Genomic DNA, 14,598 nt, shown 5'->3' on the forward strand with positions numbered 1-14,598 from the left:
CACGTATGAAGAAAAAGGAGGGACACTATGCAGCAGACAAAACAGACAAGACGAGCGGGCGCTGGGGGAGCGGCCTCTCGGTACGGTGACGTGGCCAGGCAGGCGGGCGCAGCAGTGAAGCCAGGCGCAAGCTCATCACCCACCATCCCCGGCCTGCCGCCTGGTGGCTTTGCCACCATCCTGGTCGATCCGCCCTGGCCACTGCAGAGTGGTGAGAAGCACTACCGGACGATGAGTCTGGCGCGGATCACGGCGTTGCCGGTGGGGCGTCTGGCAGCCCGTGATGCCCACCTGTGGCTGTGGACGACGAACGCCCTCTTGCCGAAGGCGTATGAGGTGGCCGAGGCCTGGGGCTTTACGGTGCGTAGCCCACTGACCTGGGTGAAATTCCGCCTTGGCCTGGGCGGCCGCTACCAGCTGCGCAACGCCACCGAGCAGCTGCTGTTCTGCACCCGAGGGAGAGCGCCGCTTGGTTCGCGCTCCCAGCCGACTTGGTTCAACGCTCCCGTCACCGAGCACTCGCGCAAGCCGGCTGAGCAGTTCGCCATCATCGAGCGGGTCAGCCCTGGGCCCTACCTGGAGCTGTTCGCCCGCCGCCGGCCAGAGTCGAACCAGCCCTGGGCAGTCTGGGGCGACCAAGTGGACTCAGATATCCGCATCCCCGGCTTTGCCGTGCCGTGGTACAGCAAGCGGGCGCAGGAGAACGAGGAGGCCCTGCGATGAGTCGGCCGTGGCATGACAAGTACCCCCTGCGCAGTCTTCGAGGAGATGGTGATGATGAGCGATTCGAGGCGTTCTCTGCCTGGCAGTCTGCTGCGATGCGGCGTCGGTCTGCTCCTGATCGCGATGGGGCTGAGGTGGATCGTCGCCATCGTGCAAAGCAGCTGGCCCTGGCCCGTCGGGCTGCTCGCCGTGAGCGCCGCCGCCTGGCTGGCAGTGCGCTGGTGGCGGAGCAGTCGGGAGTGGTGAGGGAGCCGAGCACTCACGGTGGTCACAATCGGTCTGGCCAGCTTGAGCAGCGGCGAACTGATGCAGGCCATCGGGCGGAACGGGCTGAGCAGCGGCATCAGTCCCAATGGGGCAGTCGCAGCTCCAGTCCCGCGCTTGATACTGAGACAGCCAGCCGGAAGCGACGCACTCACTCCACTGCTGGAGGCCAACGAAAGACCGGAGGACGGCCTCATGCCTCGAGGAGGCACTCATGATGGCCCTGCATCCTGGTGGTCGCCCTGGTTCGTCGCGGAGGGTGGGGCGCTGTGCTGCAAACGAACCCTTCTTGGCAGGTCGGTGTGTTCACCAGCGTCATGACGGCGCTCGCTACTTGGCTCATGGCACCCCTTCCGCCGGTTCCCATGCTTTGCCGGATCGCGCTGGTGCGGCTGAGTCCGGTGAGGATGCTGCTCCGTCCTCCACACCGGGAGGCACCCCGTGATGGCCCACCCCACTCAGCCCCTGGTCTGGTACCAACTCCGCTTTGCCTTGCCGCTCGCCCAGGATGCGGCGGTGGGGTTGGTGGATCGGCTGCTGGCAGATAGTTCGCTTGGTCGGGTGGTGCTGGAGCTGCGCGCTTCAAGCGGTCAGGCGACGTGGGTGGTGGGCTCGAGCGCAGGTGAGCGGTTGGTCTCGGTGGTGCGGGAGCTAGTGCCGGGCTGCCGGGTGTCGCGTGGGTTCTCGCGGCCGGCAGTGAGTCAGGCGGTGGTGGTGTCGGCCCGGCCGGTCGGAGCGGGACTAGCGACGGAGCGCCTCAGCGCGGTGGTGCGAGCTGTCCTGGCCGCACTTGCGGTGACGGCTGAGGGTGAGGAGCTGGTGGTGCAGCTGCAGCTGGGGCAGCGCTTTGCCCCGCAGGCTTTGGGGCGGGTGGAGCCGCAGGGCTGGCTGGAGCTACTTGGTCTGGTACCACCACCGTCTCTTAGTGGTGAGCGGGGTCGGCGGATGCGGGCGCAGGTGGGGCGGCATCGGGCGGCGGTCTGTCTGCGTCTGGGGGTGCGGGCAGCTTCCCCGCTGCGCCAGCGGACGCTGCTGCAGGGGCTACTGGGGGCACTGCGCCTGCTGAAGGGGCCGGGGGTGCGGCTGCGCGCCCGCACAGAGCACCCCGCCAAGCTCGATAGCGTGCGGCGGCCGTGGCGGGCGGGCTTGAAACTGGGCGCGGCGGAGGTGGTGGGTATGGCGGGCTGGCCTATTGGTGAGCTGCCCTTGCCGCTGCTGGGTAGTGGGCACCCGCGCCAGATTGCCCCGCCGCTGCAGGTCGGATCTGGGTCGTCTCAGCGCGTCGTTGGGACGGGTGCGGTGCCGGGCGAGGCTGGGTTGGTGCGCTTGCCGATTGCCGATGCGGTGTACCACATGCATCTGCTGGGACCGACGGGTGTGGGTAAGTCGACGGTGCTGCTGTCGTTGGCGCTGGCTGATGCGGCTGAGGGTCGGGGTCTGCTCCTGCTTGACCCCAAGGGGGACTTGGCGACGGACTTCGTAGCGCGCCTGCCTCAGGAGCGGGCTGCGGATGTGGTGGTGCTGGATCCGACCAATCCCTGCCCGGTGGGGTTCAACCCGCTCTCCGGGCCGCCGGAGCTGGCGGTGGTGACGGCGGAGGCGGTGCTGGGGGTGCTGGCCGAGCTGTTTCGCGACAGCTGGGGCATCCGCACCGCCGATGTGCTCTCCGCTGCGCTATTGACGTTGGCGCGTATCCCGCAGGCGACGCTGGTGTGGCTGGTGCCGCTGCTGACCAATCCGGCCTTCCGACGCCGGGTGCTGGCACTGGCCCCAGCCGATCCTTTGGGCACGGATGTCTTTTGGCAGGGCTATGAGGCTAAGCCGGTGCGGACCCAGGCGGTGGAGGTCGCGCCGGTGCTCAACAAGCTGCGCCAGCTGATGCTGCGCCCAGGCCTGCGGGCGATGCTGGGCCAGGCCCAGCCCCGCTTCGGGCTGACAGATCTGCTGGAGCGCCGACGCATCGTGGTGGTCAACCTCAACCAGGGCCTGCTCGGAGCCGGAGCGGCCCGCTTGCTGGGGACCCTGCTGGTGGCGCAGCTGTGGCAGCACCTGCTGGCACGTCAGGCAGAGCCGCCCCAGCGGCGGCAGATCGTGAGCGTGTATATCGATGAGGTCCAGGCCTTCCTGGCGGGGCTGCCCGGTAGCCTGGCCGACGCCCTGGCCCAGGCCCGGTCACTGGGAGCAGCCTTCCATCTGGCGCACCAGTACCGCGGCCAGCTATCGGCCGAGATGATGCAGGCGGTGGAGAGCAACACGCGCTCCAAGGTGTATTTCGCGTTGTCGGCGACCGATGCGGCTGCAGCGGCTCGATTGGCCCCGGAGCTGGAGGCGGCCGACTTCCAGCTGCTGGCTCAGTACCAGGCCTACGCCACTGTCATGCACCACGGACACCGCTCGGGCTGGTTCTCCCTGGCCACCCGGCCTGCTCCGCCAGCCGTGCGCGACCCAGCCCTGCTCTACGCCGCCAGCCACGCCCGCTACGGCATCCCGGCTGAGCAGACCGAAGCCGAGCTCATCGCCCTGACCAGCGGCGGTACACCAGCCACCGTTGACACTGCCGACAGTAGGAGCCCGGCCACGACGCTGATGGACGCTACTGCTGCCACCACTGATGTCACTGGTGATGAGACCAGTGAAGGAGCGGCTAATGATCTGAAGCCCGCCACTCTGGATGAGTCTGGGACGGACGGCGTCAAGAGTGGGGCTGAGTCTGAGTCTGGGCGCCGTCCCGCGATTGGCCGCAGGAGGCGACCATGACAGCACTGGTACATGAGCACACGACCTGGCGCTGCTGCAGGCGAAGTACGTACCGTGATGGCAGCGATGTAGGCCTGCGAACCACTGGGTGGGGGCGACGTCTCGGCGGACGTGTCGGTCGACGCACCGCTGCGCCGAAGCAGTTCTGTGTGCGGCGGTACCAGGCCCTTTTGTGGTCGTTTGTGGCGGTGACTGACCCCACCTGGTGTGGTCACGTCTGGCCCGGCGGAGGCGGCCCGCGATGAACCGGTCACCCACCATTGCAGCGGCCCGGTTCTCATCGCTGGTGCCTGCGCCGATCCATCCGATGCAGGCACGCCTGCTCGCCCTGGTGGCGGCCCACCGCTTTGCCACCACTACGCAGCTCGCCCGGCTGACCGCGCCGGAGTACGCCTCGTCGGCCTCAGCCCTACGTCAGACCCAGCGCCACCTGGCCAGCCTGGCCCAGCAGCGCCTGCTGACGAGCCTGGAGCGGCGGGTCGGTGGCTGGCAGGGCGGCTCAGCCGTGACGATCTGGGCCGCCACGACTCGGGGCCAGCGGCTTGTGGCTACAGACGAGGGTGATGAGGTGCCGCGGCGGCGGCGGCAGCGTGAGGTGTCGACCACCTTCCTGGACCACCTCCTCGCGATAACCGAGGTGCGCACCAGCATCGAGGAGGCCGTCCGCCAGCAGGCGGACACCGAGGCGACGTTCGCCCTAGAGCCGGACTGCTGGCGCACTGCGCTCAGCCCCAGCGGCCAACCCCAGCTGCTGCGCCCCGACCTGGACGTGACCATCACCAGCCCGGCCTATGAGGACCGCTACCTAATGGAGGTCGACCGCGCCACGGAGAACCCCGGCCGCGTCATCGCCACCTGCTGGCGCTACCAGGAACACCAAGCCACCAGCGCCCAGGCCAGCGACGACGGCGTCTTCCCGCTGGTGGTCTGGCTGGTGCCTAATGACCGCAGACGCCACCGCCTGGAGCGAGCCATCGCCCACAGCACCGGTCTGCTGCGCGAGCTCTTCCGCGTCATCCGCCTCGACCAGCTGTCCACCCTGATCCACGGCGGCCCCGCCGCCATCCCCGCCCCACAGGCCACCAACCAGGTGGTCTGACACACCAAAAGGAGGCATATCTCGACGAGAAAGGAAAAACGCAGCAGCATGCAAGTTGGTGAGGTGAAATGCGAAGAGGAGCCAGGCGAATCTGCGCACAGCAGACAACCACCACGCCGTGGCCCGTGCGGAAACTCGCGGATTTCCATCAGGGGTCAAGTGAAAACCGGACTGGACTTTTCCGTCCATCTGAGCGTCAATAGAAAGAGGAGAAACACAAAACAACGGATAGAGAGTAAGGAATACGAGAGGAGGACACCGATGACAACACAGACAACAACGAACGCACGAGATGAGCACCCGGCCGTGCTGGAGGCGGTACCGGCCACCGCACGAGGCGACGGTGGTGCGGACGCCGGGCCGATCGCCATCTTCTACGGGGCGGCCCGCTACCCCTTCGAGCTGGCCCGGCAACGGGAGCTGGTGGAGGACTACGCCGAAACGATGGGCCTCAACCTGGTCACCGAGTTCCACGACCGACAGCAGCGCCAGTACGGGCTGAGCATGCTGCTCGATGCCTGCCAGCGCGGTGGCGTGGAGTACGTCATCACGGCGGGCTGGCCCACCCCCAACCTCACCGGAGTTGAAGCAGACGCGGTTATCGACCAGCTCGCCCAGGCCGGTACCCACCTGGTCTGCCTCAACATCTGGCGTCCCGGCGACGGCACCCCACCAGCCTGGTGGAACGACGAGGAAGGCACGTGGATGCGGCAGCTCGACGCACTTAGAGAGGAAGAACGCCGACAGCGCGAGCAGGCCAATCAGCCCAGCCAGCCTGGCGAAACCGGTGGAGCCGATGAAGTAGATCAGGTCGGAGAACCCGGCCAATCCAGCGACGGCAACCAGGTCAGTCGAACCGGCAACGCCAGTGAACACACCGAAACCAGCAAGGAGGTGCACCATGCCTGACGCACTTGCTCCCGATCCCTTCACCGCTATGGCCGCCCAGCTCACGCCCAAGCGCGCCGTCTCCTACATCCGCGTCTCCACCCGCGAGCAGGCCCAGCGCGGCGGCAGTGAGGAGGGCTTCTCCTTGCCGGCTCAGCGTGAAGCCAACAAGCGCAAGGCCCAGTCGATGGGTGCGCTGGTCGTTAAGGAGTTCGCCGACCGCGGTGAGTCGGCCAGGTCTGCCAACCGGCCTGAGCTGCAGAAGATGCTGGCCTACCTCAAGGAAGACGGTGGGATTGACTATGTCATCGTCCACAAGCTGGATCGCCTCGCTCGTAATAGGGCGGACGATGTGGCAATCAACCGGGCCTTCGAGGATGCCGGCGTCCGCCTGGTGTCGACCAGTGAGAACATCGACCAGACGCCTGGCGGCATGCTGCTACATGGCATTATGAGCAGTATTGCTGAGTTCTACTCCCGGAACCTGGCTAATGAGGTCATCAAGGGGATGGGAGAGAAAGCCAGGAATGGCGGGACACTGGGCAAGGCGCCGCTGGGGTATGTGAATGTACGGGGGCGAGATGAGCATGGGAGAGAGGTTCGGACGGTTGAGCTCGACCAACAGCGTGCTCCCCTGCTTCGCCTCGCCTTCTCCGAGTATGCCACCGGCAACTGGACAGTTAGTCAGCTAGCCAAGCACTTAGCAGGGCTGGGGCTGGATGTGCCAGCGACGCCGAGCAAGCCGGCCCGACCCATCACCAAGGGGCGCCTGCATACGCTGCTGCGGCACCCGTACTACAAGGGTGTGGTGCAGTTCCAGGGCGTGGAGTATGCGGGCAAGCACGAGCCGCTGGTGGATGAGGAGACGTGGCAGGCGGTCCAGGCTGTGCTGGGCTCCCATCGCAGTGGCGAGCGGGAGCGGATGCATAACCATTTCCTGAAGAGCACGGTGGTGTGTGGGCGGTGTGGTAGTCGGCTGCTGGTGCAGAACACGAAGAATGGCAAGGGGGTGCTCTACCCCTACTTCATCTGCGCCAGGCGGCAGCGGCTGCATGACTGCTCCTTTAAGGCGGTGCTCATTGAAGTGGTGGAGGAGCAGATGCAGGAGGTGTATCGGCGGCTGTATGTCAGTGAGGCAGATCGGCAGGAGATTGAGCGATATCTGCTAGCGGAGCTGGCGCGGATCGAGGGGGAGAAGGATCGGAGCGTCCGGTCGCTGACGGTGCGGCGGACGAACCTGGAGGATGAGCGGCGCAGGCTGCTGCAGGCGCACTACGGTGGAGCGGTGCCGCTGGAGCTGCTCAAGGAGGAGCAGGAGCGGCTGGGGCGAGAGCTTGCGGGGATTCAGCGTCAGCTCGATGCCTACCAGGCGGATGCCAAGCTGGTGCGGGCGCATGTTGAGCAGGCGCTCGATCTGCTGGAGGACTGCTACCGGCTGTATATGGCGGCACCGGATCACCTGAGGAAGCAGCTGAACCAGGTGTTCTTTGAGCGGGTGCTGGTCAACCCGGCGGTGGATGAGGACGGGCGGGTCATCCTGCCTGGCGAAGGTGGTGATGGACACGGTGGCCTGCAAGATGAGGATGACGATGGTGTGAAGGGCGCTGGTGATGAGCCTGATGGACAGCGTGGACGTGATGAGCAGGAGATTGCCGTAGGGCGACGGCAGCCCAGTGGTGGGAGTCAGGCGGGAACGACAGGCAGTGCACCGGATTCAGCGGCGAAGGATATGGGCGGCCGTGCTGGTCGTGAGCCGGACGACGCTGGTGACAAGCCAACGGGTCGAGCTGATGAGGCGACCTGCCCTGTCCGCGTGGCGGACACCGGTAGCGATGTCTGCCTGGAAGCACGACTCAACCGGCCGTTCGACCAGCTGGCCAGCGCAAGACTCCGGGCTGTGGCACGGATCGCCGCCCTACGGAAATCGCCCATCTCGGCAGGAGGTGGGCGACGGTCCTCGGCTGAGACGGCCACCGGGGCTGTTTCTCAGGGTGAGGGTTTGTATAGCGATGCTGTGGTGCCTCCGGCGGGACTCGAACCCGCACGCCCGTAGGCAGCGACTTTTAAGGTCGCGGTGTCTACCGATTCCACCACGGAGGCAAGACGTGCCCCAATGTTTGAGTAACTGGGGCGTCAGTACCCCCACTGGGATTCGAACCCAGGACCTTGTGCTTATCAGGCACGATACGAGGTATAAGCTCGCTGCTCTAACCGCTGAGCTATGGGGGCGCGGCCGCGACATCGACGGCGTCGAGGAGGCCGACGCTGCCGGCACCGGAGGAGCCCAGCAGCGCGAAAGTAGGTTACCCCAGATGGCGGCCGCGTCGGTCGTTTTCCCCACTGTGTTCCGTCAGGCACGCCCTCACGCAGGCGCCGCGGGTATCCGAGCTCCTCACGCCTCAGGAATTGCCCGCCCTACCGTTAGCCTGGTCGCATGAGTCACACGTCTGCACCCGCATCTCCTGAAGCCGGCCACGAGCCCTCGCGCAGCACGTCGGAAGGTCACCTGACCGTCGGTGACGTCGTCGCCCTCGTGGAGGCCGCTGCGCCTCCCGGCCTGGCCGCCTCCTGGGACTCCAACGGGCTCATCTGCGGCGACCCCGCCGACCCGGTGCGCAGCATCCTCCTGGCCGTTGACCCGGTGGCAGCCGTCGTCGACGAGGCCATCAACGCCGGCGTCGACATGGTCATCACCCACCACCCCCTCTACCTGCGCGGAACCGACCACGTGGCGGCCACCGACCCCAAGGGTCGTTGCATCCACCGCCTCATCCGCGCCGGCATCGCGCTCCTCAACGCCCACACCAGCCTCGACGCCGCCCGCGGGGGAGTGGCCGACGCCCTGGCCGAGCGGGTCGGGCTCGTCTCCACCGTGCCGCTCGAGCCTGACCCCGACTCCCCGGATCAGGGCATCGGACGGATCGGCACGCTCCCTCAGCCCGTCACCCTGCGCCGGCTCGCCGAGGATGTCGCCGCAGCCCTGCCCGACTCGGCCCCCGGCCTCCTCGTGGGCGGGGACCTGGACGCCATCGTCGAGCGCATCGCAGTCTCAGGTGGGGCGGGCGACTCTCTTCTGCAACGGGCCCGCGAGGCTGGAGTCGACGTGTTCCTCACCGCCGACCTGCGCCACCACCCCGCCTCCGAGCACCTGGAAGCAGGCCGCCCCTACCTCCTGTGCGGAACCCACTGGGCCACCGAGTGGGTCGGCCTGGAGCCCCTGGCCCGCAGGCTCACAGAAGACGCCCACACCCGCGGAGCCTCGCTGTGCGTCCAGGTCTCCCGCATTGTCACGGACCCGTGGGCGCTGCGCCTACCCACCGGACCAGACCGGGCATGAGAGGATTCGCAGCAACAACTTGTACGCACCTGAAGGAGCACACGCCGTGACAAGCGCCCCCATCGCCCAGCAGCGCCTTCTCATCGACCTGCAGGACCTCGACTCCCGCCTGGCACGGCTGCGTCACGAGCGCAAGCACCTTCCGGTCCTCACCCGCATCGAGTCAGTCATCGAACGCCTCAAAGCCAACAAGCGCGCAGCTATCCAGGCGGAGGCCGCCCTCGACGAGGCCAAGAAGCAGGCCACCCGCAGCGAGAACGAGGTCGCTCAGGTGGTGCGCCGCGCCGAGGTGCTGCGCGAGCGCCTCCACTCCGGAACCAGCGCGGCCCGCGACCTCGCCGCCATCCAAGGGGAGATCGACCAGCTCGGCCAACGCCAGTCAGCCTTGGAGGAGGCGCAGATCGTGGCCATGGAGGCGCTCGACTCCGCCCGGCAGGAGGCGGAGCGCCTCAGCCAGGAGGAGTCAGAGATCCGTACGGCCGGGCGGGAGCTCACCGCCAAGCGCGACGCCGAGTTCGCCCGACTCGATGAGGAGATCGAGTCCCTGGAGAACCAGCGGGCAGACCTGGCCGGAACCATTGAGGCACCCCTCCTGGCGGATTATGAGGCCGTGCGCACCTCCACCGGCGGGCTCGGCGCAGTGGCCCTCAGGGGACGAACCGTTGAGGGTGGCGCCGTCGAGATCAGCCCCCAGGAGCTGGCCCGCATCGTGGCCGCACCGGCCGAGGAGGTCATCCACGCCGAGGAGAACGATGTCATCATCGTGCGCATGGACATCTGACGGCGGCCGCATCTGACGCCGGCCGCCACCGGCCTCAGCGAGTCACCAGGGTGAGCACCCGTCGCCCCTGCCGGTCCGGCTCGCAGACCTCGACGTCGTCGATACCCTCCAGATGGCAGGCGATACTCGCGACGTCGTCCACGTGCACGTGCGCAGGCACGGACTCGTCGGCGACTGCCCTGAGAAGCTCCCCGGTGAGCAGCCCGCGAGCGTGCTTGGCCATGTGGGAGACCACCTTGCGCGAACCGTCGTCCGCGGTGCGCACCACGCGCACACTCACGACCTCGACGCCATCGCGTGCGGACGGCTTCCACGCGGCCGCATAGTCTGCCGACCGACAGTCAACCACCAGCCCCTGTGCAGCCATGTCGGTGAGCGACGGCGCCAGGTGCGGCTTCCAGAACGCCGGCAGGCGCCCCAGTCCAGGCAGGGACGTGCCCATCGACAGGCGGTGGTCGGGCACCAGGTCAGTGGGGGACAAGATGCCCCACAGCCCCGAGAGAACGACGCAGTGATGCTCCAACGCAGCCCGTCCAGCCGCCTCCTCGGCGATCGAGTCGAGCCCGGCGGCCTCGTACAGGACTCCGGTGAACAGCCGATGAGCGGGGGAGCAGGGTGAGGTCTCCAGCTCCAGGTTCGTTCTTACTTGCTCGGCGCTGCGCGGCCCCAGCCCCAGGACGGAGGCTCCCTCGGCGCTCCGGCTCACCTCAGCCAGCGCCGACATCACCTCGCGACGCGCAGCAGTGAGCCTGTCCGCGCCCAGAAGCGAGTCGAGATCCAGCGACGGTCCACTGGCAGGAGCGGTCTTTCCCTCAGAGGGAGGAAGCAGGATCAGCACCCGCACATGATAGGCGGCTCCCAGCAGATCAGGGGCCGACGGTGGGCGAGACCTCTCACTGACGCCCCACGGCGCTACACTAAACCGCGCGGACGAGCCGACCGGGCGGCCGCGGTACCGGCCACCGCCTTCATCGCGGCGGCGGGCTGAGGAACGTCCGGGCTCCACAGAGCAGGGCGGTGGCTAACGGCCACCCGGGGTGACCCGCGGGACAGTGCCACAGAGAGTAGACCGCCCATCGGATACCGGTGGGTAAGGGTGAAAGGGTGGGGTAAGAGCCCACCAGCGCGGCGGGTGACCGTCGCGGCTCGGTAAACCCCGCCCGGAGCAAGACCGCACAGCTGGCGCTTGAAGGCTGCTCGCCCAAGCCAGCGGGTAGGTCGCATGAGGCCGCTGGCAACAGCGGTCCAAGATGAATGGTCGCCACCGCCCAGGCCGGCAACGGTGGGCGGCAACAGAACCCGGCGTACAGGTCGGCTCGTCCGCCCCATGTTGACAAGGCTGTGGCCCGCCAGGATCCTGGCGGGCCACAGCCGACACGTGGTCAGAGGCGGGTAGGGCGTTTACTTCGCCGCTACGTAGACCTCATTCTTGTTGCCCACCTGAGAGAAAGCACTCACCGTAAAAGCTCCCTTTCCGTCATTAGCGGTGGACGAGTCAATGAGGAAGACGAAATCACCCTTGGCCTTACCTCCGTCTCGAGGCATGCTCTGGCGGATGAAGAGAGACTGTCCGCCGACAGACGACGTCGGTTTTGCCGTGTTTCCCTCATGGGTGTACCCCATCTCCATCCTGTACGCGTCGAACTGCCCTTCACCGTGGTAGGTGATCTCAACGGGGACGCGAATATACACCTTGCCGGCAGGGGGCTCTTCGTAGCCATAAGGGCCTGAGGCGGCCTTGAGAGTCTCATTGGCGTTCCACTCGACATCCCCGAAGGTGACGTCCACTGAGGCGTTCGGGTCGTCGTCATACTTGCCTGCATTCAGCGTGATCGCCCCGGCCTTCGGGTCGATGGGGTCCTTCTCGGTTGAGCCGGGGCCGCCGCTGCCCTTGGTGGTCTTCTTCGGATCCGGGCTGTCAGTCTTGTCGGACGGGCTGTCAGTCTTGTCGGAGTCGCTAGGCTTCTTCTTGGAGTCAGGCTCGGACTTCTTCTGGTTATTGGAATCCGAGCTCGAGGTGCTGTCCGCCTTGGTGTCGGAATCGCTGGAATCGCCCTTGAACATGAAGATGCCGCCGATGACCAAGGCGACCACGACGACTGCAGCAATACCGGTCCAGAACCACCACTGCTGGGTCAACGGCTTGGAGCCGTTGCCGGGGCCGGCCGGAGCAGCAGCGTTGGGCTGCCACCCTCCGGTGGGAGGCTGCATGCCTCCGGCCGCCCCCTGGGGCTGGTAGGGCGTGGGCGACTGGGCGTAGTCCATGTTGGCCGCGTAAGGGCTGCCACCCGCAGTTGCGGGAGCGCCGGCATAGTCCCCGGAGGGGGCGGAGGCCGACATGCCTGTCGGGTCGGCAACTGGTGAGGCAGTGCTCAACGAGGCCGTCGGGGCGGTCGACACCGCCTGGGTCGGAGCCCATGCCGGGTCGGCCTCGGCGGCGGCACCTGCGGCCGAAGCCGCGGAGGCGCTGGAGGCGGCGGAGTCGTCGACCCAGATCTGCCAGCCTTCAGGAGCCGGTCCCCAGGCAGGGTCGGGCTGCCAGCCTGCAGGTGGTTCGAAGCCCTCGGGTGGCGCGGGCCAGTTTGGCGGTGGATTGAAGCGCAAAGCCATGAGAACCTCCGTGAGGAAATAAAAGGGGAGAAACCCGCATGGGCTTCCTGTGCAGAATAGAGATGTCCGCTACCGAAGGACCTTACGTCGTCACCTTGTCGTGAGGCAACGTGACGGCGCTCGATCGTCCCGGATGTGGATGGGTAGCAATACCCGCTGCCTCAAGGCAGGGTGAGCACCTCGGCACCCTCATCGGTCACCACGAGCGTGTGCTCGAACTGTGCGGTACGAGAACGGTCCTTGGTGACCACCGTCCAGCCGTCGTCCCACTGCTCCCACTCGATGCCACCGAGCGTGAGCATCGGCTCGATGGTGAACACCATGTCCGTCTCGATAATGTCGTCGTGCAGAGGAGCGGCGTCGTAGTGGGGGATGATGAGCCCCGAGTGAAAGGCCTCGCCGACGCCGTGTCCGGTGTAGTCGCGCACCACCCCGTAGTTGAAGCGCTTGGCGTAGGCCTCGATGACGCGGCCGATGACGTTGACCTCGCGCCCCGGCTTGACGGCCTTGATGCCCCGTTCCATCGCGGTGCGGGTGCGTTCGATGAGCAGCTCCGTCTCACGATCGACCTCGCCGACGGCGTAGGTGGCGTTCGTGTCGCCGTGGACCCCACCGATGTAGGCGGTGACGTCAAGATTGATGAGGTCTCCCTCATTCAAGCGGGTCGAGTCCGGGATGCCGTGGCAGATGACCTCGTTGATCGAGGTGCAGATCGACTTGGGGAAACCCATGTAGCCCAGGCATGAGGGGTAGGCGCCGTGGTCGCACAGGTACTCGTGGGCGATCCGGTCCAGCTCGTCGGTGCTCACCCCCGGGGCGATCGCCTTGGCGGCCTCGGCCAGGGCGCGGGCGGCCAGCCGTCCCGCGACCCTGATCCGCTCGATCGTCTCGGCGTCCTTGATCTCCGAGGCCGTCACCCGCTCGGGGCCGTCATGGAACATGTACTCGGGGCGTGCGATAGACGCCGGCACATGACGCTCAGGGCTGAGCGTCCCGGGAGTCAGTGTGCCGCGCGGTGCGCGATCGGCCGGCGAGGAGGAAGAAGCCGAAGAACTCATGGTCGTAAGCATAGAAGGAGGCATCCGGTTCGCGTGACCTTCCACCCAGCCAGCGGCTCAGGGCCTCCACCATGACGCTGTGGGTCTTATCACTGCCAGAACCGTCAGGAGTTGAACCAGTGCTTCTCTGAGGGGAAGGACTCCTCGCGCACCGCGGCGCCGTAGTCGACGGCCGCCTGCCGCAGGGCCTCGCCGACCTGCCCGAACTGGTGGGCGAAGCGCGGTGACCAGTCCGTCATCCCGGCCATGTCCGTCCAGACCAGGACCTGCCCGTCGCAGCGCGCGCCCGCGCCGATACCGATCGTGGGGATCGTGAGCGACTCGGTGACGCGGGCGGCCAGGGGCTCGGGCACCATCTCCAGGACGAGGGCGATCGCCCCCGCCTCAGCCAGCGCCTGCGCGTCGGCCAGCAGCACGTCAGCGGCCTCGCCGCGACCCTGAACCCGGAAGCCGCCGAGCATGTTGACGCTCTGCGGGGTGAACCCCAGGTGCCCCACCACCGGGATACCGGCCTGGGTCAGTACCCTCACACTGGCTGCCCGGGGGCTGCCGCCCTCGAGCTTGACGGCGTTGGCCCCCGCCTTCATGAGGCGCACCGCGCTGGCCAGTGCCTGCTCCGGACCGGCCTCGTACGTGCCGAAGGGGAGGTCGGCCACGACCAGGGAACGCTTGGTCGCTCTGGCCACCGAGCGGGTGGCCACCACCATCTCATCGAGCTCCACCGGCAGCGTGGAGTCGTGCCCCAGCATGACATTGCCGATGGAGTCGCCCACCAGCAGCAGGTCGGTTCCCGCCGCATCCAGGATCTGGGCGGTCACGGCGTCGTAGGCGGTGAGCATGACCAGCTTGGTGCCGTCCTTCTTGGCGGCCACCAGGTGATGAACGCGCACGGGCTTGCCGCCTGCGACGACGGGGGCGGACGTACCGTAAGGGGACTCGGGTGTAGCCATGGCATGAGGCTACCTGAGGTGTTGGAGCGCGCCAGCGCCTCGGACGGACCACCGACGTCCTTCGCCGAGGGCGTTCTGCGAAACCTGTCTGACGCACCCGCGCACTAGGCTGGACCCGGCAGAACGTCTCG

At 67.2% G+C, this 14,598-nt stretch carries 12 protein-coding genes, 2 tRNA genes and 1 other RNA gene; 9 read left to right on the forward strand and 6 right to left on the reverse strand.

The genetic code is table 11. The annotated features are described in order from the left end of the window. Positions 1-27: 27 nt before the first annotated feature. From RIV14_RS10540 to RIV14_RS10565, 6 genes are all read left to right on the forward strand, one after another. Complete coding sequence (locus RIV14_RS10540) at positions 28-723, forward strand: MT-A70 family methyltransferase (protein WP_309325172.1); 696 nt, start codon at positions 28-30, stop codon at positions 721-723. 12 nt (positions 724-735) lie between these two features. After that, positions 736-969, forward strand: a complete 234-nt coding sequence (locus RIV14_RS10545) for a hypothetical protein (RefSeq protein ID WP_075373082.1) — start codon at positions 736-738, stop codon at positions 967-969. Positions 970-1,683: 714 nt separating this feature from the next. After that, a complete protein-coding gene (locus RIV14_RS10550) occupies positions 1,684-3,744 on the forward strand; it encodes a type IV secretory system conjugative DNA transfer family protein (RefSeq protein WP_309325173.1) in 2,061 nt (686 codons plus the stop codon). Between the two features lie 241 nt (positions 3,745-3,985). Next, positions 3,986-4,843 (forward strand): replication-relaxation family protein, encoded by an 858-nt coding sequence (locus tag RIV14_RS10555; protein WP_256699334.1) that lies wholly within the window; start codon positions 3,986-3,988, stop codon positions 4,841-4,843. Positions 4,844-5,149: 306 nt separating this feature from the next. Then, positions 5,150-5,752 (forward strand): recombinase family protein, encoded by a 603-nt coding sequence (locus RIV14_RS10560; RefSeq protein WP_309325174.1) that lies wholly within the window; start codon positions 5,150-5,152, stop codon positions 5,750-5,752. Then, on the forward strand, positions 5,745-7,784 hold the full coding sequence (locus RIV14_RS10565; RefSeq protein WP_075373080.1) for a recombinase family protein: 2,040 nt from the start codon (positions 5,745-5,747) through the stop codon (positions 7,782-7,784). The genes RIV14_RS10560 and RIV14_RS10565 overlap by 8 nt, the downstream gene beginning before the upstream one ends. Here RIV14_RS10565 and RIV14_RS10570 read toward each other — a convergent pair. Then, positions 7,747-7,831, reverse strand: a tRNA-Leu gene (locus RIV14_RS10570). The two genes, RIV14_RS10565 and RIV14_RS10570, sit on opposite strands and share 38 nt — an antisense overlap. 37 nt (positions 7,832-7,868) lie before the next feature. Beyond that, positions 7,869-7,960 (reverse strand) — tRNA-Ile (locus RIV14_RS10575). Between the two features lie 205 nt (positions 7,961-8,165). Here RIV14_RS10575 and RIV14_RS10580 point away from each other — a divergent pair. Then, positions 8,166-9,068: a Nif3-like dinuclear metal center hexameric protein gene (locus RIV14_RS10580; RefSeq protein ID WP_075373079.1), complete on the forward strand. Its 903-nt coding sequence runs from the start codon at positions 8,166-8,168 to the stop codon at positions 9,066-9,068. Between the two features lie 46 nt (positions 9,069-9,114). Continuing rightward, positions 9,115-9,849, forward strand: coding sequence for a zinc ribbon domain-containing protein (locus tag RIV14_RS10585; protein WP_075373078.1), 735 nt, complete (start codon positions 9,115-9,117; stop codon positions 9,847-9,849). 34 nt (positions 9,850-9,883) lie between these two features. On the opposite strand, the gene RIV14_RS10590 is transcribed toward RIV14_RS10585, so the two are convergent. After that, positions 9,884-10,693 (reverse strand): YaaA family protein, encoded by an 810-nt coding sequence (locus tag RIV14_RS10590; RefSeq protein WP_075373077.1) that lies wholly within the window; start codon positions 10,691-10,693, stop codon positions 9,884-9,886. A gap of 87 nt (positions 10,694-10,780) precedes the next feature. Between RIV14_RS10590 and rnpB the strand changes: the two genes are divergently transcribed. Then, an RNA gene (rnpB, locus tag RIV14_RS10595) (RNase P RNA component class A) lies at positions 10,781-11,172 on the forward strand. Between the two features lie 78 nt (positions 11,173-11,250). Here the strand turns inward: rnpB and RIV14_RS10600 are convergent. The 3 genes from RIV14_RS10600 to panB form a co-directional block, all read right to left on the reverse strand. Next, positions 11,251-12,459 carry a hypothetical protein gene (locus RIV14_RS10600; protein WP_075373076.1) on the reverse strand — a complete coding sequence of 403 codons (1,209 nt, stop codon included), beginning with the start codon at positions 12,457-12,459 and terminating at the stop codon, positions 11,251-11,253. Positions 12,460-12,620: 161 nt separating this feature from the next. After that, entirely contained in the window at positions 12,621-13,517 is an 897-nt protein-coding gene (map, locus tag RIV14_RS10605; protein ID WP_075373083.1) for a type I methionyl aminopeptidase, read from the reverse strand. Between the two features lie 104 nt (positions 13,518-13,621). After that, positions 13,622-14,467 (reverse strand): 3-methyl-2-oxobutanoate hydroxymethyltransferase, encoded by an 846-nt coding sequence (panB, locus tag RIV14_RS10610; protein ID WP_075373075.1) that lies wholly within the window; start codon positions 14,465-14,467, stop codon positions 13,622-13,624. Between the last annotated feature and the right edge of the window lie 131 nt (positions 14,468-14,598).

The sequence above is a fragment of the Actinomyces acetigenes genome, assembly GCF_031296635.1.
Lineage (GTDB): Bacteria > Actinomycetota > Actinomycetes > Actinomycetales > Actinomycetaceae > Actinomyces > Actinomyces acetigenes.